Below are 19,977 nucleotides of genomic sequence, written 5' to 3'. Positions count from 1 at the left end.
AAATGAGCCAATGGCCAGACACCCGCATTCTTGACCTGCTCGGCATCGAGCTGCCGATCATCCAGGCGCCCATGGCTGGCGCCACCGGCTCGGCCATGGTCATTGCGGCGAGCAATGCTGGCGGCCTGGGTTCTATGCCAGCCGCCATGCTGAGCATCGAGCAATTGCGCGAGGAGCTGAAGACGATCCGTCAACACAGCCAGCGTCCGTTCAACATCAACTACTTTTGCCATCAAATGCCAGCCGCCGACGAGCAACGCGCGCGCGAGTGGAAGAATCTGCTGGAACCGTACTATCGGGAGCTGGGCGTCGATTTCGAAGCACCGACACCGGTCTCCAATCGTGCACCTTTCGATAACGCGGCCTGCGAAGTGCTCGAAGAATTTCTCCCCGAAGTCGTGAGCTTCCACTTCGGCCTTCCAGAAAAATCCCTGCTGGATCGAGTCAAGGCCACCGGGGCAAAAATCCTCTCGTCGGCGACCACGGTCGAAGAAGCCATCTGGCTGGAACAACATGGCTGCGACGCGATCATCGCCATGGGTTACGAGGCTGGAGGCCATCGCGGGATGTTTCTCAGCGATGACCTGAGCAGCCAGGTGGGAACATTCGCCTTGGTGCCGCAAATCGTCGACGCGGTGAAAGTGCCGGTGATTGCAGCGGGCGGGATCAGCGATGCGCGGGGCGTGGCGGCAGCGTTTGTACTGGGTGCTTCGGCAGTGCAGGTGGGGACGGCTTATCTGTTCACACCGGAAGCCAAGGTCAGCGCGTCCCACCACAAAGCGTTGCGCACCGCCAAGGAAAGCGAGACCGCGGTGACCAACATTTTCACCGGTCGCCCGGCACGCGGAATTCTCAATCGGGTCATGCGCGAACTCGGCCCCATGAGCGATAAAGCCCCCGCCTTCCCTCTGGCCGGTGGTGCATTGATGCCGTTGCGCGCCAAAGGTGAAGCGGATTTCAGCAACCTCTGGGCTGGGCAGGCGTTTACGTTGTGCACTGAAACGACAACCGCCGAGCTGACTCGGCAGTTGGCAGAAGAAGGCTTGGCCAGGTTAATTCGTCGATAACACGCAGTCCCCTGTAGCAGTCGCCAAAGGCTGCTACAGGCCAGTCCTGAACTCCACGCATTCCGTTTGCAGGCATTTCGCTATATATTCCGCTATATAGCGTTTTAACCCCCTTGTTGCATTCGCCTATAACGGAGCCGTTTCATGACCATTCGTGCCTCACGTTTTGCCCCCACCTGTCTCGCAGGCCTTGTCGCCGCATTCGCTTTCGGCTCCGCTCAGGCGGACGAAGTCCAGGTGGCCGTTGCCGCCAACTTCACCGCGCCGATCCAGGCCATCGCTGCTGATTTCGAGAAAGACACCGGGCACAAACTGGTCACTTCCTTCGGCGCAACGGGCCAGTTCTACACCCAGATCAAGAATGGCGCGCCGTTCGAGGTGTTCCTCTCGGCAGACGACACCACCCCGCAAAAACTCGAAGCCGAAGGCGATACCGTCAAGGGATCACGCTTCACTTACGCCGTCGGCACGTTGGCGCTGTGGTCGGCAAAAGATGGATACGTCGATGCCAAGGGCAAAGTGCTCAGCGACAATCAGTATCAGCATTTGTCCATTGCCAACCCAAAGGCTGCTCCCTATGGCCTGGCCGCCACACAGGTGCTGGCCAAGCTGGGCCTGAGCGACAAGGTCAAAGACAAAATCGTCGAAGGCCAGAACATCACCCAGGCCTACCAGTTCGTTTCCACCGGCAACGCTGAACTGGGTTTCGTAGCCTTGTCTCAGATCTATAAAGACGGCAAAGTCACCGGCGGTTCGGCGTGGATCGTTCCGGCGGACATGCACGACCCGATCAAACAAGACGCCGTGATCCTCAACAAGGGCAAGGACAACCCGGCTGCCAAAGCGTTGGTTGACTACCTCAAGGGTCCGAAAGCCGCCGCTGTCATCAAGTCCTACGGTTACCAACTCAAATGAGCCTGACGAGTGCCGATTTTTCCGCCATCTGGTTGACCCTGAAACTGGCGTCTTTGACCACGGCGATCCTGCTGATCATCGGCACTCCGATTGCGTTATGGCTGTCGCGCACTCACTCCTGGCTGCGCGGCCCGGTCGGGGCCGTTGTCGCCCTCCCCCTGGTGCTGCCGCCCACGGTGATTGGTTTTTATCTGTTGCTGGCGCTGGGCCCAAATGGCTTTGTCGGTCATCTCACCCAATCGCTGGGGCTCGGCACGCTGACCTTCAGTTTTGCCGGTCTGGTCATCGGTTCAGTGCTTTACTCGATGCCGTTCGTGGTCCAACCGCTGCAAAACGCGTTTTCCGCCATTGGCACTCGCCCACTGGAAGTGGCGGCCACCTTACGCGCCAATCCTTGGGACACCTTCTTCAGCGTGATTCTGCCACTGGCACGCCCGGGATTTATCACGGCGGCCATCCTCGGTTTCGCCCACACCGTCGGCGAGTTCGGCGTGGTGCTGATGATCGGCGGCAACATCCCCGACAAGACCCGCGTGGTCTCCGTGCAGATCTACGACCACGTCGAAGCGATGGAATACGCCCAGGCCCATTGGCTGGCCGGGGCGATGCTGGTGTTCTCGTTTGCCGTGTTGCTGGCGCTGTACTCCAGCCGTAAAACCAAAGCGGGCTGGAGCTGATCGATGATTCATACGCGCCTGAAACTGAATTACTCGGGGTTCGCCCTGGATGTCGATCTGTATTTGCCGGGCCGTGGAGTGACCGCGCTTTACGGTCATTCCGGCTCGGGCAAGACGACGTGCCTGCGCTGCATCGCCGGTCTGGAACGGGCCGAAAACGGCTTCATTCAGATAAACGATGAAGTCTGGCAGGACAGCGACAAGAAGATTTTCGTCCCGCCACATAAGCGCGCACTGGGTTACGTTTTCCAGGAAGCCAGCCTGTTTCCCCACCTGTCGGTGCTGGCCAATCTGGAATTCGGTCTCAAACGTATCCCAAAGCTACAGCGCCGGGTCGACATGGCTCATGCCACTGAACTGCTGGGAATCGGTCATCTGCTGGACCGCCATCCGCAACATCTGTCCGGCGGTGAACGGCAACGTATCGGCATCGCTCGTGCGCTGCTCACCAGCCCGAAACTGTTGCTGATGGACGAACCGCTGGCGGCACTGGATAGCCAGCGCAAAAACGAGATCCTGCCGTACCTGCAACGCTTGCACGATGAACTGGACATCCCGGTGCTGTACGTCAGTCACTCGCAGGATGAAGTGGCGCGACTGGCCGATCACCTCGTCTTGCTCAGCGATGGCAAGGCGCTGGCCAGCGGTCCCATCGGTGAAACCCTGGCGCGTCTCGACTTGCCTCTGGCGCTGGGCGACGATGCGGGCGTGGTGGTTGAAGGTCATGTCAGCGCCTATGACCCGCACTATCAATTGCTCACGCTGCAACTGCCCGGAACCGATCTGAGCATTCGGGTGGCACACGCGCCTATGAGCCAAGGTCAGGCACTGCGCTGCAAGGTCCAGGCACGAGATGTCAGTCTGAGCCTGCAAAGCGTCGAGCAAAGCAGCATCCTCAATCGCTTGCCCGTTACGGTGATCAGTGAAATCGGCGCCGACAATGCCGCTCACGTGCTGATCCGCTTGAATGCAGGCGGCACGCCACTGCTCGCACGCATCACGCGTTACTCCCGGGATCAACTCGGCGTGCACCCGGGCCAACAGCTTTGGGCGCAAATCAAAGCGGTGGCCGTCCTGGCTTAAATCCGCTGGCACCACGGCGAACAGGCGCGGTCAATGGCATTACAGGCCCTGATTCTTCGTCGAGGATTGCCCGCCATGCCCGATACCGCGCTGCCCGATGTACTGCCACCGGACCTGCACTATGTCGATGACACGCAGCCCGGAATCACCCGCAAGTTGTTGCGGGGGAAATTCTGCTATTTCGATCCTGCGGGCCAGCGCATCAAGGCCCCCGACGAAATCAAACGCATCAACGCCCTCGCCGTCCCGCCAGCCTACACAAACGTGTGGATCTGCGCCGACCCGCGCGGCCATCTGCAAGCCACCGGCCGTGATGCACGCGGCCGCAAACAATACCGCTATCACCCGCGCTGGCGCGAAGTGCGCGACGCCGACAAATACTCGCGCCTGCGGGATTTCGGCCAGGCATTGCCCAAGTTGCGCAAACGTCTAGAGGCATTGCTGGACGCTCCCGGGTTCAGCCGGGACAAAGTGATGGCGACCGTTATTACTTTGCTCGATGCGACGTTGATCCGGGTCGGCAACACTCAATACGCCCGGGAAAATCGATCCTATGGACTGACCACCCTGCGCAGCCGCCATGTCGAGGTCAATGGCAGTGCGATCCTGTTTCAGTTCCGCGGCAAAAGTGGCGTCGAACACCAGATCACCGTAAAAGACCGACGCCTGGCGCGAATCATCAAGCGCTGCCTGGAGATCCCCGGACAAGACCTGTTTCAATACCTGGACGAACAAGGCGAGCGGCACACCGTCAGCTCATCCGACGTCAATGCCTACCTGCAAATCCTCACCGGCGCCGACTTCACGGCCAAGGATTACCGCACCTGGGCGGGCAGCGCGCTGGCATTGTCAGTGTTGCGAGAGTTGCAGTGGGAACCCGAATCGGATGCAAAACGTCATGTGGTAGCGATGGTAAAAGACGTCGCCAAACAGCTGGGCAACACCCCGGCGGTCTGCCGCAAATGCTACATCCACCCGGCAGTGCTCGAAGGTTTCATGCTCGGCGCATTGGCCGAACTGCCTCGGCCGAGGACGCGCAAAGGGCTGCGGGCGGAGGAAGTCGGGCTCGCCAAGTTTCTGGACAAGATGATCGCCGCGACGGAACCGACGAACTGAGCCATCCTTTTTTGCACCTTCGCAAAGAACTTCTATAGTTGATGTGGACACAAATAAGCTGCGGTGACGCCATGGAAGACATTTTCGTTGTGAAGCGTTGCAACAAGATCATCATTCATGGCCGCCGAGCCGGAGAAACCAGCCACCTGCCACCCGACGCCGCCGTCTGGTATCGCATCGCCGACACTCGGACCCACGGCTTCATCGGTGACGGTTTCGATCTTGAAGAAGATGCCCGACGTGAATGCCGACAGCTCAATGCCAGGTCTCAAGTGAAGGTCCGACAAGGCTGAAGCCCGGGTCTATACTTAAACAGCTGATGGACCAGCGACCCCAATGGCAGAAAGCTCGCACTCGCGGGCTTTTTGCTGCCGCTTACCAGGTTTCTTGAACGGAGGTGTTTGCCATGTCCGAAAAAGAGTCCATCACCACCCTGCTCACCCTGCTTGACTCTCGTCAGGCCAGACTTGCTGCCGCGTGCAAGGAAATTGCCGACTGGGTGGATCATCAAGGGGGGCACCCGACAGCCCTCAGAATCCGTGATCGTCTGAACGATATCGAAAAAGACGAGCCGCTGATTAAAAACACTCTGTCCTCGCTAAAACCTGTCGAGCCACCGCTGCCAAGGTTCAGATGATTTGATCCGGACTCTTCATTCTCGAAAGGGCATGATTCAGCACGCATGAACGGCGACTTCATCGTCACTACATGCGTGCCCACTTGAATATTTTCTGCGATCCCCCCCCCAACCCGGCCTGGCGCTGGGCTTTTTTATTTACGACTTTTCTTTCACGTTATGTTCACACCAAGCGCCCTACAGTGAACCCACTCCTTTGATGAACTCCCCCCTTGGCCTGCCCGCATGCAGGCCATTTTTTTGCCTGTTTTCCAGCCTTGCGAACGCCTGCCACCACGGAGTGTCAAACGACTACACGTCACGAAGGAGGCGTCTGATGGTCACTCACTTCAAAGTCAGCGGGCACTTGGCCTGCGGTCACAAAGGTAGCAACCTCACCTCAACCAACGTGCTAACGCGCGTCAAATGCAGAAGCTGCCGAAACACCGACGCGTTCAAGGAGGCGCGCAAGGCCGAGCGCAACGCTGCACGCCGCGCCGCCCGCAAAGCCAAAGCCACTCACACCGCCAATGACTGGCGCGCCGCCTGGACGGAACGGCTTACCGCCATGACCGGGCTGCAAAGATTACCTCGTGGTTTTAAGGGCCAACCCTTTGTTTAAAGGCTGCAGTCGGTAACTGGGTCGATTTTGCTCGGCCCAGCCCGGTTTATGTCTGACTTGTATTCAAGCTCGCTGGCGTCATGTTTTCAACGAGCAGCATTCGCTGAACGCTTTGAACAACCGCCGCCCTTCCTCGGGCGCACAAGAAATGGTCAACCGCATAGCCGCCCCCCCTAGCTGCCAGATCACAAAGGCAGCATCACTTTTCTCCAGACGAAAAAAAACCCGTACATGACGGGTTTGGTATTGAATTACTAATCAGGGGTGTACGAGTGAGGAGCTTCCCTGAACAATATTGACGTTCGCGTCACCCGACTTAAGCATGAAGCGCCTCTCAATGAAAATATACGATGCAGTTGAGATAATCGAGACGAAGCACAGTGTTATGCCGGCCAAAAGTGAGAAGTTGGTGATCGATAGTAAGCCGACATCTGTCCAATACAGATGTACAGCGCCGAATACCAAAAACAGAACCATACAGTGCAGCAAGTAAAAGCTGTAACTGACAGTGCCCATCGCCACGAACGTGCGTGCGGAAAGTAAGCGGGGACGGGATATCGTGAGCGCTGTGAACAGAATAGAAACACTGACCCATTGCTCAAGCCCATAATCTGACTTATCCCCTACACGATAAAAAATGGTGATAAGTGCAGCTACCGCCACAAACGAGGCGATCGTCCGGACCTGCTTACTAAAATGTTTAGACATAACAAAAGAAGACAGAGCTCCGGGAATAAAAAAAGCCCAACTACTAAGTTCGCTAAGCCAAAGATCAACAATCGCAAAGATAATAATGGCCGCCAGAGTTGCGTTTATGCTCTTTTTTGCAGCGATGTAAATTATGGGCAGAGCAAAGTAAAAACGCCATTCTATAGCGAGCGTCCAAGAGACACCCAGCAATCGCTTGAAATCGAATTCATTGATTATCGGCATAGGAAGGAATTTAAATGCATAAACGCCAGGTAGCGCCTTGATGATCTCGACAGGCTTTTGAGTTATAGGCCATGAGAACCATGCAGCAATGATGATCGCAAAAGTGGCGGCAACGAAATACACAGGAACAACCCGACGCACTCGCTTTGCATAAAAATCCGTCCAGTCAATTGTTTTTTTCGAAACTATTCTGCTCGTAAACAACAGGCCCGTGATGCAAAAAAATAGCTGCACACCTGTAGCACCAAATAGCATTGGTATCTTGCTATTGACAGAATCCAAATAAAACACCTTTGGCATGACTACCAGATTGGCAATCACCATCGGCGCATGATTTAGGGACACAATCGCAGCGGCAAAGCCTCGCAGGCCATCAATCCATCTGGTTTCCGCGTGGCCTTCAGGCGCCAGTGATGGAATCAGCCGCGACAAAAACAACATTGGTAATAAGACGCAAGAAAAAAGGAACGCTAACAGCATCCAGGTTTCCGCAGCGGGCAATATGCGTAGTGCTTCCATCGCGCCTACCTTAAAAATTCAACGTTGTCGATAAACACTTAATGGTGTTGGCGCCGGCCAGCCCGCCCAAAGTCAAAATTGCGACCCGGAAACAAACAAGGGTTTGCATCAGCTTTCGCCTGCAAACCCTTGATTTAAGATGGTGCCCGAAGCCGGAATCGAACCGGCACGCCCTTACGAGCGGGGGATTTTAAGTCCCATGCGTCTACCAGTTTCGCCATTCGGGCGGTAGCGCGGTGTAGCGGTGTAGCAGTCTGGAGACTGACCAATAACCATCTGGCAGTTCTGACGCTTGTGCAACAGAGGACGAAATATATACATCCCGTCCCGGTGAAGCAAGTTCGCAGATCCCCTTTTCAAGACAAAATCTTGCAGGACTGCTTAAATAAAAAAGCTCCGTAAATCATAGATCTACGGAGCTTATTTATAGTGGAGGCCGAGGTCGGAATCGAACCGGCGTAGGTGGATTTGCAATCCACTGCATAACCATTTTGCTACTCGGCCACTTACATTTGCTGTCATGTTGCTCAACATCAAATGCGTACAAACTTGGAGCGGGAAACGAGACTCGAACTCGCGACCCCGACCTTGGCAAGGTCGTGCTCTACCAACTGAGCTATTCCCGCGTCTTGGTGTGGCGCATTCTATAGAATCCAGAAGCCCCGTCAACCCTTTGATTCAAAAAAGTTTTATTTCTTTTCCACGTCGGTCTTCAGATGTGGCCAGGCCGCCCGCAGGTATTGGACCATGGACCACAACGTCAGGCCCGCGGACACCAACAGCAAGGCATAACCCACCAAGACCCAAAAGGAGAAGTCGGATGGATTGGCCAACAGGATCACCAGCGCGAGCATTTGCGCGGCGGTTTTCCATTTGCCCAGGTTTGACACGGCGACGTGAGCGCGAGCGCCGAGTTCGGCCATCCACTCACGCAGCGCCGAGACGACAATTTCGCGACCAATGATGACGGCGGCTGGCAGCGTAAGCCACAGGTTGCCGTGCTCTTGCACCAGCAATACCAGCGCAACGGCCACCATGAGCTTGTCCGCCACCGGATCAAGGAACGCCCCGAACGGTGTGCTTTGCTCCAGGCGACGCGCCAGATAACCGTCCAGCCAGTCTGTGGCGGCGGCGAATGCGAAGACCGAGGCGGAAGCCAGGTAGCTCCATTGATAAGGCAGGTAGAACAGTAAAATGAAGATCGGGATGAGCAGGACGCGTAGAACGGTAATCAGATTAGGGATATTCATCGGCACAACTGGCTACGAGGTGAGGTGGCATTCTACTCGCTGTGCAGATTTGCATAAATCAACTCTGCGAGCTTTTTACTGATCCCGGGTGCTTTGGCGATCTCTTCGATGCTGGCACGAGACAGCTCCTGCAATCCACCAAAATGTTTCAACAAATCGCGGCGACGCGTCGGTCCGACCCCTGCAACGCCCTCGAGCGTCGACGTACGCCGGGTTTTGCCTCGGCGCGCGCGGTGCCCGGTAATGGCGAAACGGTGAGCTTCGTCGCGTATCTGCTGGATCAAATGCAGCGCGGGGGAATCGCCGCGCAAGGTAAATTCATGGGCTGCGTCGTTGAGGTACAGGGTTTCGAAACCGGCCTTGCGAGTCGCGCCCTTGGCCACGCCCAGCAGAATCAGGTCAGGCACCGCCAGCTCATTGAGTACGTCGCGAGCCATGGACAGCTGGCCCTTGCCACCGTCCACCAACAGAATGTCCGGCAGCTTGCCCTCCCCGTCCTTGAGTTTGCTGAAGCGGCGGGTCAGGGCCTGGTGCATGGCTGCATAGTCATCGCCCGGGGTGACGCCTTCAATGTTGTAACGACGATAGTCGGACTTGATCGGGCCTTCCGGGCCAAACACCACGCAAGACGCCACGGTCGCTTCGCCGCTGGAGTGGCTGATGTCATAGCACTCGAGACGCTGCGGCGGCTCGTCCAGGTTCAACACTTCGGCCAAGGCATCGAAACGCGCAGCGACGTGCTGACGGTTGGCCAGACGTGCGCTTAGCGCCTGCTCGGCATTGGTGACCGCCAATTGCTGCCAGCGCGCCCGGGTGCCGCGCACTCGATGACTGATGGTCAGCTCGCGACCGCGCAGCTCTTCGATGGCCGTTATCAGCGTCGGAAAATCTTCGTGGACCACGTTGACGATCAGTTCGCTCGGCAAGTCGCGTTCCGGACTGGTAATGAAATACTGGCCGAGAAACGCGGCCATGACCTCGGAAACGTCTTCGTCGATACCGACCTGCGGGAAAAAGTTCTTGCTGCCCAGCACCCGACCACCACGCACGCTGATCAAGTGCACACAGGCGCCGCCCGGATTGACGAACGCGGCGATCACATCGATATCGCCTGTGCCGCCCTCCATGCTCTGTTGATCCTGAACCCGGCGCAGCAGGGAGATCTGATCGCGCAGTTCGGCGGCGCGCTCGAATTCGAGATTGATCGCCGCCTCCTCCATGCCCGCGGACAACTCGTCCGTCAGCGCATTGCTGCGGCCTTCAAGGAACATCACCGAGTGGCGAACATCTTCGGCATACACCTCTGGCTCAACCAGCCCGACACACGGCGCCTTGCAGCGCTTGATCTGATATTGCAGACAAGGGCGCGTACGGTTCTTGTAATAGCTGTCTTCGCATTGGCGAACAAAAAAAGTCTTTTGCAACAGACTCAGGCTTTCGCGAATCGCGCCCGCGCTGGGATAGGGACCGAAATACTTGCCCTTGGCCTTTTTTGCCCCGCGATGGATGCTCAAGCGAGGAAACTGGCCATCCGAAAGAAAAACGTAGGGATACGATTTGTCGTCGCGCAGCAGGATGTTGTACGGCGGACGCCACTCCTTGATCAGCGTCTGCTCAAGCAGCAACGCCTCGGTTTCGTTGGCCGTAATGGTCGTTTCGACCTGAGCGATACGGGCGACCAGCGCCGCCGTCTTGGGCGCAAGACCGGACTTTCGAAAGTAGCTCGACAGTCGATTCTTCAGGTTCTTGGCCTTGCCGACATACAGCAGGCGGGCATCGCTGTCGAACATGCGATAAACGCCGGGACGCCCACTGACCGTCGACAGAAAGGCGCTGGGATCAAAGACTTCAGTCATTTTCAGAGGCTGGCATCGACCATTCCGTGACGAACCGCCAACAACGTCAGCTCGACATCACTGCTGATCGATAGCTTTTCAAAGATGCGGTAACGATAAGTATTGACCGTTTTTGGCGACAGGCAGAGCTTGTCGGAAATGATCTGTACTTTCTGGCAGCCGACAATCATCAAGGCGATCTGGATCTCGCGCTCCGACAATGCATCGAACGGCGAATCGTTAGTCGGCTGAAAGGATTTGATCGCCAATTGCTGGGCGATCTGCGGGCTGATATAGCGTTGGCCGGCGAACACCAGGCGGATGGCCTGGACCATTTCCGGCAAACCTGCGCCTTTGGTCAGGTAACCGGCGGCACCCGCCTGCAACAGGCGCGTAGGAAACGGATCTTCCTCGCACACGGTGACCGCTACGACTTTGATGTCCGGGTGGCTGCGCAATAATTTGCGCGTGGCTTCAAGACCGCCGATCCCGGGCATCTTGACGTCCATCAGCACCACATCGGGTTTCAACTCACGCGCTTTGAGCAGGGATTCTTCCCCGGACTCAGCCTGGCCGACTACTTGCAGGCCATCGATGTCAGCCAGCATTCGTGTAATGCCTGTACGAACGAGATCATGGTCATCGACTACTAGCACCCTAATCAAGCAGACACCTCGCGATATGGTCTTATTGGGTTGCCGGACACCTTAGCAAAAAGCAACTGGCAGACCTAGCGGCAAGCGTCATATAAAAAGTTTCAATACATCTTGAAAGGCTTGTCACAAGCGCGTTTCAGCGACGAAGCTCATCGACATCGCGCTGCATTCTCAGGAAACACTCGTCCTGACCGACCACCCTCAGCCCTTTTCGTTCGTAAAGTGCTTTGGCCGGATTCGTTTCAAAAACTGTCAGGCGTAATGCCGGACGCCGTTCCTTGCTTGCCATGGCGAATACCTGATCGATCGCCCAGGAACCGCCTCCCTGCCCCCGAAATGCTTCGAGCACGTGTAGTTCGCGGATATACAGGGCTTTCGCATCACGACTCAGGCTCACATAGCCCAGCAGGACATCGTCACGGACGATCAACCAGCTCTCGCGCCCAGCCCAGGCCACATCGAATGCCTCGTCCAGCCAGAGCAAATCATTCTGAATGTAATAGCGCAGCATGTTGCGACAGGTCAGGTTGCGCGCGAATTCCAGATCTCCAGAGGTTGCCGGACGCAACTGGAACCCCGTCACGCCTGCGTAACCTGGACGATATGCCCTTCCCAGCCCGCGGCATCGCGGCGGGCAACCACCAGCAGGTTCCCGGTGCCCGGCGCCGCTGCAATCAGCGAACCGTCCTGCGCCCAGATGGCACTGCGCCCTGCCGACTCCCATCCACCGGTCGCACCAGCGTGGTTTGCCATGAGCACGGCCATCGAATGGGCGCTCGCATAGCCTTGCAGGATGGCACTGTCCGGCGCGTAGCCATTTTCGGTGATCAGCACGCCCGCGGCATATAAGTTAGCTCCTTGTTCCGCCGCCGCGGCGGCGTGGCTGGCGTGAGAAAAATCGGCGCACACCGCCAACGCGACCGTGTCAGCACCTATCGTCAATGTCGAACCGCCCGTGCCCGGTGCAAACACCACCTCCTCGCCCGGATGCAAATGCTGCTTGCTGTACACCCCAAGCGAACCATCGGCACCAAGGACCAACGCACCGATCAATACCGGCGAATCGTCCGACAGGCGAATCGGCATTCCGACCACGCTCGTCACACCGACTTCCCTCGCGAAATCACGCAGCGGTTGCAGTACCTCGGCATCGGGTGCAATCGCCAATTGCGCTGCCAGTTCACGTTCGTATCCGGTCAGCGACAATTCAGGAAACACCAGCAATTGGACGCCCTGCTCCGCCGCCACCTGCATGAAGCGTTGGTGCCAGGCAATATTGGCGGCGAGGTCACCGGCGATGGAGATGGACTGGGCGGCGGCAATGGTCAGTGTCGTCATGGTTCGTCCTGGTGACGTGCAAGTTGGGCTGAAGGCAAAGTGTGTCATAAACCTTGATGCACTCAAGCGATAGAAAATGCCGTCTGCAATCGATAGCATTTTCTGATTGAAACCGCGCACCGGCCTCTAGTAAGCTCGGCGCATCCATCGGAGACAGACCATGTTCAACGCCCTCTCACCGCTTCGTACCGCCAGCGCCCCGCGCTCGGTTGCGGCTGCCCGGGTGAACGACGTTTGTGCTCCGGTCAGCTTTTATTTTGGGTATTGGTTTAGCCACTGGCGCGCCTGATACCCACACGGCGCCCACTTTAAACGGGTCGCCACCAGAGAATTCTCAACCCCCGGTCGGCCTCCCGACCGGGGGTTTTGTTTTTTCAGCTCCAGCAGTTTTCAGCAACACACCAGACACTTTGAGGATTCAGAAAATGAACTACGCCACTTATTACCGTTACGACAGTTTTACCGCCTGGCGATTTACCAGCCTCCGCTCGGGACAGCCTGCCGCCTCCGATCGGTCACCCACAGGTGGCAAGCACACACACGCAGCCAATCCGGCTAATTGTCGAACACCCCAGTAGGGCCGAGCACGCGGGACAGAACCCGCCGCCCGCCCAGGAAGCCTGAATATGAACTCGTCCGTTTCTGCACTGCCGCTGTCCACCTTGAGCCCTGCCAATGAAGCGCTGACCCTGCGCCTGCCCAGCTCATTGCAACTCAAACAGCAACTGCCCCTCACCCACGCATTGACCCAGCAAGTCGCCGCACACCGCCAGGCTGTTCGCGCGATTCTCAACGGTGAAGACTCCCGCTTGCTGATCATCGTCGGTCCCTGCTCGATTCACGACCCGCACTCCGCGCTCGAATACGCAGCCAATCTTGCCCGCCTTGCTGCCGACGTCAGCGATCAAATGCTGCTGGTGATGCGCGCCTATGTCGAAAAGCCCCGCACCACGGTCGGCTGGAAGGGCCTGGCCTACGACCCGCATCTGGATGGCAGTGACGACATGGCCGGTGGCCTGACCTTGTCCCGCGAACTGATGCGCGAAATGCTTCAACTCGGCTTGCCAATCGCCACCGAGCTGCTGCAACCGATGGCCGCTGGCTACTTCGACGATCTGTTGAGCTGGGTCGCGATCGGCGCCCGCACGACCGAATCGCAGATCCACCGGGAAATGGCCAGCGGTCTCGGCATGCCGGTCGGCTTCAAGAACGGCACCGATGGCGGCGTCACGGTTGCCAGCGACGCCATGCGTTCGGCCGCTCACCCGCATCGCCATTTCGGTGTCGACAGCCAGGGGCACCCTGCAATTGTTCAAACCCCAGGCAATCCCGACACCCACCTGGTGTTGCGCGGTGGTCATCGCGGGCCGAACTACGATCGCGACAACGTTGCGCAGATACGCAGTGACTTGACCCGACTCAAGATCCCGGCGCGGATCATGGTCGACTGCAGCCATGCCAACAGTGGCAAAGACCCGGCTCGTCAGCCTGCCGTGTTCAACGACGTGCTTGAGCAACGCCTGCAAGGCGACCCATCGCTGATTGGCATGATGATCGAGAGCCATTTGTTCGAAGGTTGCCAACCCTTGAGCCCGACCCTGCGTTACGGGGTTTCGGTCACGGATGGCTGCCTCGGCTGGGGCACGACTGAACAATTACTGCGTCAAGCCGCCGACCGGCTTCGGGCTCGGGACAGCGTCCAACGCCCGGCATAACCCTTCCTGTGCGACCAGCCCTCGACAGAGGGCTGGCATCTGAAAAGCGAATCCTCTGACCGGCAAATGACCTACAGACAGTAGGCTGTTGCTGCGATGCGCCTCGCGTGGGACATAAAGATGTCCAGATATTCCGAACAGGACTTCATGGTATTTCGAGTTTTCCTACACTTTCTATAACTTTTTCATCAGTTTACAGCGGACTCTTCATACATCGCGGAGCTACCAGTGTGCTTTAGAGTGAACCCATATCCACCCCTCTGAACCACCGAGAAAAAGGAATGATCATGCTACGGAATGCAACCACTCAGTACCCGATCCTGCTGATCCACGGACTCTTCGGCTTCGATCGCATCGGCAATGTCGAACTCTTTCACGGCGTCAAGCAGGCCCTTAGAAGTGCTGGCGCAAGAGTATTTATCCCACACCTCTCGGCTACCCATAGCAATGAAGCCCGCGGTGACCAACTGTTGGCACAGATCGAACGGGTACTGGAAGGCACCGGTGCCAGTCAGGTCAACCTGATCGGCCACAGCCAGGGCGCACTCGCTGCCCGTTACGCGGCGGCAGTGGCACCCGAGGTTATCGCGTCGGTAACCTCCGTCAGCGGACCGAACCACGGCTCGGAACTGGCCGACTTCCTGCGCAAGGCGTTAACGCCCGGCCGCCTGCCGGAGCATGTCGCCGCCACGGTTGCCACATTGTTCGCCGATTTCCTCTCGTTGCTCAGCGGCAATCATCTGATGCCGCAAAACGCTATCGCCGCACTCAACTCACTGACCACCGAGGGCGTGGGGATTTTCAACGACAAATACCCACAAGGACTGCCAAAAACGTGGGGCGGCAAGGGGCGCGACCAGGTCAACGGGGTTCGCTACTACTCCTGGAGCGGCACCCTGCAGGGCAACATCCTCGACGAAGGACTGAATGCACTCGATCCGCTACACGGGTTTCTGCGCGCCTTTTCCGGTTACTTCACCACTGAAGCCGAGCAGAATGACGGCATGGTCGGTCGCTACAGCTCTCACCTAGGGAAAGTGATCCGTTCCGATTACCCGCTGGATCATCTGGACAGCCTTAACCAGACGGCCGGCCTGGTCCGCAAAGGCATCGACCCTGTGGCCCTCTATGTTCAGCACGCCGAACGCTTGAGAAATGCCGGTCTGTAACCGGGCGCCGGACGACCGAGCGGAACTTTGAGGGAGAATTAGCCCACTGAATCCGGTAGGCTCAGCACTTTACTGAATATTGAAAGGAGTATTTCCCCATGGCCAAAGCCACTGCCCGTCACATCCTGGTTGCCTCCGAAGCCAAGTGCAACGAACTCAAAGCCCAGATCGAAGGCGGCGCTGATTTCGCCGAAGTTGCCAAAGCCAACTCCACGTGCCCATCCAGCCGTCAAGGCGGTGACTTGGGTTCGTTCGGTCCAGGCCAGATGGTCAAGGAATTCGACGCCGTGGTCTTCAGCGCACCGATCAATGTGGTGCAAGGCCCGGTCAAGACCCAGTTCGGTTATCACCTGCTGGAAGTGACCAGCCGTCAGGACTGACGCCTGCGATGTTTTGCGCACAACGGCCCGCCTTTTGGTGGGCCGTTGTGTTTGTGTGACGTGATACGGCTGGCGACGGACGCGCCGGTAGCGTACAAATTGTGGTTAACGACCACCCGGCTCTAAGGCTGACAATGCGACTGGCTTTCCCCACATTATTGTTCACTGCCGTGGCCCTGTTATTGGCTGCCACCGGTGTGAATGCCGCACCGCAAGAGGCGTTGACCGTGTACGGCGAACCGGCGAAGTATCCTGCCGGCTTCAGTCATTTTGCCTACACCAATCCGCAAGCCCCCAAGGGCGGCACGATGCGTCGTTCCGCCATCGAAATCGGCCATTTCGACCATATCCTGCCGTACATCGACAAGGGCATTGGTGTCACGCAAATCGACGGCTTGATCTACTCACCGCTGGCCCAGCGTTCGCTGGACGAGCCCTACACCGTGTACGGCCTGGTGGCGCAAAAGATGGAGCGCCCGGACGACGGCTCGTACCTGCGCTTCTACCTGAACCCGAAGGCTCGCTTCGCCGACGGCACACCGATCACCGCCGAAGACGTGCGCTATACCTTCGACCTGCTGATGACCCAGGGCAGCCTGCGTTATCGCACGCAATTCGCCGACGTCAAAGGCGTCGAAGTGGAATCCCCCCTGACGGTTCGGTTCGACTTCAAAAGCAACGAAAACCGTACCCTGCCCCTCGACATCGCGACCTTGCCGGTGTTTCCCGAACACTGGTGGAAGACCCGCGATTTCGCCAATGGCGGCGGGTACGAAGCGCCGCTGGGCAGTGGCCCCTATAAGGTGAGCAAGGTCGACTCCGGTCGCAGCATCACTTTCGAGCGCAACGCCGACTGGTGGGGCAAGGATTTGCCGGTTAGCCGCGGCCTCTACAACTTCGATCATTTCAGCATCGAGTACTTCGGCGATACCGACGTCGCGCGCCAGGTGCTGCGTGGCGGCGCCTACGATTACAACCGCGAGTTCTCCGCAACCGGCTATTCCATAGGCTACGACAGCCCGGCCCTGAGCGACGGTCGCCTGCAGAAGGCGCATCTGGCCACGCAAGCGCCGCAACCGGCCCAGGGCTTCGTGTTCAACCTGCAAAACCCGATGTTCCAGGACCGCCGCGTGCGTCAAGCCTTGGCCATGCTGTGGGATTTCGAGTGGAGCAATCGGCAGATGATGCGCGACATGTACATCCGCCAGCAGAGCTTCTTTTCCAACACCGACCTCGCCGCCCGCAAGTTGCCGGATGCCGGCGAGCTGGCGATTCTCGAACCGTTGCGTGGACAAATCCCCGACGAAGTCTTCACTCAGGTCTTCGAAGCACCGAAGACCGATGGCAGCGGCTTGATTCGAGACAAACAACTGCAAGCCCTGGACCTGCTCGAGCAGGCCGGCTGGAAACCCGATGACGATCAATTGGTCAATGCCGAAGGCACGCCGTTGAGCTTCACCTTCCTGGTCAGCCAGAACGGCATGGACCGACTTCTGCTGCCTTACAAGCGCACGTTGAAGCAGATCGGCATCGACATGAACATCCGTCGCATCGATTCCTCCCAGTACGTCAACCGACTGATGAGCCGTGACTACGACATGATCGTCACCGGTTATCCGGTCACCACCTCGCCCGGGAGCGAACTGTTCAACTACTTCGGATCGATCTCGGCCACCGACCCCGGCGCCAATAACTACATGGTGCTGAAGAACCCGGCGGTGGATACGCTGATTACCGGGCTGGTCCGCGCCACCACCCAACCCGAGATGCTGCGCTACGCCCATGCCCTGGACCGGGTGCTGCAATGGAATTACTACTGGATTCCCAACTACTACCCGCCAGGCACCTCCACCGTGTGGTGGAACCGTTTCGGCATGCCCGACGAGCAAGCCAGCAATGACGAGGCCATCGAGACCTGGTGGGAAACCAGCACCACGCCGCTGACCAACCAGCAAATGACCGCCGAGAAAATCAGCCGCGGCAAACCCGGAGGGCCGCATTGATGTGGGCTTATATACTGCGGCGCCTGCTGCTGATCATTCCGACACTGGTGATCATTCTTCTGGTCAACTTCGTCATTGTCCAAGCGGCGCCGGGCGGTCCGGTGGAACAGGCCATCGCACACCTGCAAGGCATCGGTGGCGCGAGTGTCGGCGGCGGTTCCGGCGAAACCATGTCCAGCACCTCCCGCGCCAGTCGCGGCCTCGACCCGCAACTGATCAAGGACATCGAAAAACAATACGGCTTTGACAAGCCGGCCCCGCAGCGCTTGTGGCTGATGCTCACCAGTTACGCGCGCCTGGACTTCGGCAAAAGCTTTTTCCGTGGCGCCACCGTCACCGACCTGATCCTGGAAAAGATGCCGGTGACCATTTCACTGGGGCTCTGGGCCACACTAATCACCTATCTGGTGTCGATTCCGTTGGGCATCCGCAAAGCCGTGCACCACGGCAGTCATTTCGACATCTGGAGCAGCACCGCGATCATCATCGGTTACGCGATGCCGGCGTTCCTGTTCGCGATGTTCCTGATCGTGGTCTTCGCCGGTGGCACCTCGCTGAACTGGTTCCCGGTGCGCGGGCTGGTGTCGGACAACTTCGAGTCGCTGTCGACCGTGGGCAAGATCGCCGACTACTTCTGGCACCTGGTGTTGCCCGTGACGGCGCTGGTGATCGGCGGGTTCGCGACACTGACCATTCTCACCAAGAACTCGTTTCTGAATGAAATCACTCGCCAATACGTCATCACTGCCCGCGCCAAAGGCATGAGCGAACGGCGTGTGCTTTACGGCCATGTGTTTCGCAATGCGATGCTGCTGGTGGTGTCGGGGATTCCCCAGGCGTTCATCAGCGTGTTCTTTGCCGGTTCGCTGTTGATCGAGGTGATTTTCTCCCTCGACGGCCTCGGACGCATGAGCTACGAAGCCGCCGTGTCGCGGGATTATCCGGTGGTGTTCGGCTCGTTGTTTATCTTCACGCTGTTCGGTCTTTTGATAAAACTCATCGGCGATCTTTGCTACACCCTGGTCGACCCGCGTATCGACTTCGCCGCGAGGAACGCCTGATGTTCAAGCTCTCGCCGTTAGGCCGTCGCCGTTTTGAACGTTTCAAGAAGAACCGCCGGGGCTGGTGGTCGCTGTGGTTGTTTGTCGGTTTGTTCCTGTTGACCCTGGGCGGCGAACTGATCGCCAACGACAAACCGCTGGTGGTCAGTTACCAGGGCCAATGGTATTTCCCGGTGTTCAAGCGTCACACCGAGCAGGAGTTCGGCGGGCAATTGCCGTTCCAGGCTGACTATCGCAGCGACTATGTGCAGAAGCTGATTAAAAAGGATGGCGGCTGGATGCTGTTTCCGCCGATTCCGTTCAGTGACGACACGCCGAACTACGACCTCGACAAACCCGCGCCGAGCCCGCCTTCCAGCGTCAACTGGCTGGGCACCGACGACCAGGCCCGGGACGTCATGGCCAGGGTGATTTTCGGTGCGCGGGTATCGATCCTCTTCGCGCTGATGCTGACCTTTGTCAGCGCATTGATCGGCATCGCTGCCGGTGCGTTGCAGGGCTATTACGGCGGCTGGGTCGATCTGATCGGCCAGCGCTTGCTGGAAGTCTGGTCCGGGTTGCCGGTGCTGTACTTGCTGATCATTCTGTCGGGTTTCGTTGAGCCCAATTTCTGGTGGCTGCTGGGGATCATGGCGCTGTTCTCCTGGCTGGCCCTGGTCGACGTGGTGCGCGCCGAGTTCCTGCGCGGGCGCAACCTGGAATACGTCAAGGCCGCCCGTGCGCTGGGCCTCACCGACCGCAAAGTCATCGTGCGGCACATTCTGCCCAATGCGATGAACGCGACGCTGAGCTACCTGCCGTTCATTCTCACCGGTGCGATTTCCACCCTCACAGCTTTGGATTTCCTCGGTTTCGGCATGCCCGCCGGCAGCGCGTCGCTGGGCGAGCTGATTGGCCAGGGCAAGCAGAACCTGCAAGCGCCGTGGCTTGGGTTGACCGCGTTTTTTACCCTGGCACTGATTCTTTCCTTGCTGGTGTTCATTGGCGAAGCGCTGCGTGATGCGTTTGATCCACGATCTTGA

20 protein-coding genes and 3 tRNA genes are annotated in these 19,977 nt (G+C 58.1%); 14 read left to right on the top strand and 9 right to left on the bottom strand.

Going from position 1 to position 19,977, the window contains the following annotated elements:
- Positions 1 to 2 precede the first annotated feature (2 nt).
- The 8 genes from ACM6I0_RS09285 (at position 3) to ACM6I0_RS09250 (ending at position 6,096) form a co-directional block, all read left to right on the top strand.
- The gene (locus ACM6I0_RS09285) at positions 3 to 1,067 is read left to right on the top strand and encodes an NAD(P)H-dependent flavin oxidoreductase (RefSeq protein ID WP_285434042.1); all 1,065 of its coding nucleotides are present in this window, start codon (positions 3 to 5) and stop codon (positions 1,065 to 1,067) included.
- A 144-nt stretch (positions 1,068 to 1,211) separates the two neighbouring features.
- Positions 1,212 to 1,982, top strand: a complete 771-nt coding sequence (gene modA, locus ACM6I0_RS09280) for a molybdate ABC transporter substrate-binding protein (protein WP_414922089.1) — start codon at positions 1,212 to 1,214, stop codon at positions 1,980 to 1,982.
- Positions 1,979 to 2,659 (top strand): molybdate ABC transporter permease subunit, encoded by a 681-nt coding sequence (gene modB / locus ACM6I0_RS09275; protein WP_414922088.1) that lies wholly within the window; start codon positions 1,979 to 1,981, stop codon positions 2,657 to 2,659. Before modA ends, modB begins: the two co-directional genes overlap by 4 nt.
- Before the next feature lie 3 nt (positions 2,660 to 2,662).
- Entirely contained in the window at positions 2,663 to 3,742 is a 1,080-nt protein-coding gene (modC, locus tag ACM6I0_RS09270; RefSeq protein ID WP_414922087.1) for a molybdenum ABC transporter ATP-binding protein, read from the top strand.
- A 75-nt stretch (positions 3,743 to 3,817) separates the two neighbouring features.
- Entirely contained in the window at positions 3,818 to 4,858 is a 1,041-nt protein-coding gene (locus ACM6I0_RS09265) for a DNA topoisomerase IB (protein WP_414922533.1), read from the top strand.
- 71 nt (positions 4,859 to 4,929) lie between these two features.
- Positions 4,930 to 5,151 (top strand): hypothetical protein, encoded by a 222-nt coding sequence (locus ACM6I0_RS09260; RefSeq protein ID WP_090188686.1) that lies wholly within the window; start codon positions 4,930 to 4,932, stop codon positions 5,149 to 5,151.
- A gap of 113 nt (positions 5,152 to 5,264) precedes the next feature.
- Positions 5,265 to 5,495: a hypothetical protein gene (locus ACM6I0_RS09255; RefSeq protein ID WP_414922086.1), complete on the top strand. Its 231-nt coding sequence runs from the start codon at positions 5,265 to 5,267 to the stop codon at positions 5,493 to 5,495.
- A 316-nt stretch (positions 5,496 to 5,811) separates the two neighbouring features.
- The gene (locus tag ACM6I0_RS09250; RefSeq protein WP_414922085.1) at positions 5,812 to 6,096 is read left to right on the top strand and encodes a hypothetical protein; all 285 of its coding nucleotides are present in this window, start codon (positions 5,812 to 5,814) and stop codon (positions 6,094 to 6,096) included.
- 258 nt (positions 6,097 to 6,354) lie between these two features.
- Here ACM6I0_RS09250 and ACM6I0_RS09245 read toward each other — a convergent pair whose 3' ends face one another.
- From ACM6I0_RS09245 to ACM6I0_RS09205, 9 genes are all read right to left on the bottom strand, one after another.
- Complete coding sequence (locus ACM6I0_RS09245) at positions 6,355 to 7,548, bottom strand: acyltransferase family protein (RefSeq protein ID WP_414922084.1); 1,194 nt, start codon at positions 7,546 to 7,548, stop codon at positions 6,355 to 6,357.
- Positions 7,549 to 7,688: 140 nt separating this feature from the next.
- Positions 7,689 to 7,775 (bottom strand) — tRNA-Leu (locus ACM6I0_RS09240).
- A gap of 203 nt (positions 7,776 to 7,978) precedes the next feature.
- Positions 7,979 to 8,052 (bottom strand) — tRNA-Cys (locus ACM6I0_RS09235).
- 46 nt (positions 8,053 to 8,098) lie between these two features.
- Positions 8,099 to 8,174: transfer RNA gene (locus tag ACM6I0_RS09230), tRNA-Gly, on the bottom strand.
- Between the two features lie 63 nt (positions 8,175 to 8,237).
- Positions 8,238 to 8,798 carry a CDP-diacylglycerol--glycerol-3-phosphate 3-phosphatidyltransferase gene (pgsA, locus tag ACM6I0_RS09225; RefSeq protein ID WP_090183490.1) on the bottom strand — a complete coding sequence of 187 codons (561 nt, stop codon included), beginning with the start codon at positions 8,796 to 8,798 and terminating at the stop codon, positions 8,238 to 8,240.
- A gap of 32 nt (positions 8,799 to 8,830) precedes the next feature.
- Positions 8,831 to 10,654 (bottom strand): excinuclease ABC subunit UvrC, encoded by a 1,824-nt coding sequence (gene uvrC / locus ACM6I0_RS09220; protein ID WP_222586457.1) that lies wholly within the window; start codon positions 10,652 to 10,654, stop codon positions 8,831 to 8,833.
- Between the two features lie 2 nt (positions 10,655 to 10,656).
- Positions 10,657 to 11,298 carry a UvrY/SirA/GacA family response regulator transcription factor gene (gene uvrY / locus ACM6I0_RS09215; RefSeq protein ID WP_008015884.1) on the bottom strand — a complete coding sequence of 214 codons (642 nt, stop codon included), beginning with the start codon at positions 11,296 to 11,298 and terminating at the stop codon, positions 10,657 to 10,659.
- A 127-nt stretch (positions 11,299 to 11,425) separates the two neighbouring features.
- On the bottom strand, positions 11,426 to 11,872 hold the full coding sequence (locus tag ACM6I0_RS09210) for a GNAT family N-acetyltransferase (protein WP_414922083.1): 447 nt from the start codon (positions 11,870 to 11,872) through the stop codon (positions 11,426 to 11,428).
- On the bottom strand, positions 11,869 to 12,627 hold the full coding sequence (locus ACM6I0_RS09205; protein ID WP_414922082.1) for a carbon-nitrogen hydrolase family protein: 759 nt from the start codon (positions 12,625 to 12,627) through the stop codon (positions 11,869 to 11,871). The genes ACM6I0_RS09210 and ACM6I0_RS09205 overlap by 4 nt, the downstream gene beginning before the upstream one ends.
- Before the next feature lie 626 nt (positions 12,628 to 13,253).
- Between ACM6I0_RS09205 and ACM6I0_RS09200 the strand changes: the two genes are divergently transcribed.
- From ACM6I0_RS09200 to ACM6I0_RS09175, 6 genes are all read left to right on the top strand, one after another.
- A complete protein-coding gene (locus ACM6I0_RS09200; protein WP_414922081.1) occupies positions 13,254 to 14,342 on the top strand; it encodes a 3-deoxy-7-phosphoheptulonate synthase in 1,089 nt (362 codons plus the stop codon).
- Positions 14,343 to 14,629: 287 nt separating this feature from the next.
- Positions 14,630 to 15,511 (top strand): esterase/lipase family protein, encoded by an 882-nt coding sequence (locus ACM6I0_RS09195; protein WP_414922080.1) that lies wholly within the window; start codon positions 14,630 to 14,632, stop codon positions 15,509 to 15,511.
- Positions 15,512 to 15,609: 98 nt separating this feature from the next.
- Positions 15,610 to 15,891 (top strand): peptidylprolyl isomerase, encoded by a 282-nt coding sequence (locus tag ACM6I0_RS09190; RefSeq protein ID WP_046048458.1) that lies wholly within the window; start codon positions 15,610 to 15,612, stop codon positions 15,889 to 15,891.
- A 134-nt stretch (positions 15,892 to 16,025) separates the two neighbouring features.
- Entirely contained in the window at positions 16,026 to 17,894 is a 1,869-nt protein-coding gene (locus ACM6I0_RS09185; protein WP_414922079.1) for an extracellular solute-binding protein, read from the top strand.
- Entirely contained in the window at positions 17,894 to 18,955 is a 1,062-nt protein-coding gene (locus ACM6I0_RS09180) for a microcin C ABC transporter permease YejB (protein ID WP_414922078.1), read from the top strand. Before ACM6I0_RS09185 ends, ACM6I0_RS09180 begins: the two co-directional genes overlap by 1 nt.
- Positions 18,955 to 19,977: an ABC transporter permease gene (locus ACM6I0_RS09175; RefSeq protein WP_259155057.1), complete on the top strand. Its 1,023-nt coding sequence runs from the start codon at positions 18,955 to 18,957 to the stop codon at positions 19,975 to 19,977. The genes ACM6I0_RS09180 and ACM6I0_RS09175 overlap by 1 nt, the downstream gene beginning before the upstream one ends.

Source organism: Pseudomonas sp. IT-P294 (assembly GCF_949767865.1).
GTDB lineage: Bacteria > Pseudomonadota > Gammaproteobacteria > Pseudomonadales > Pseudomonadaceae > Aquipseudomonas.
This window is presented reverse-complemented; position numbering and strand designations above follow the sequence as displayed.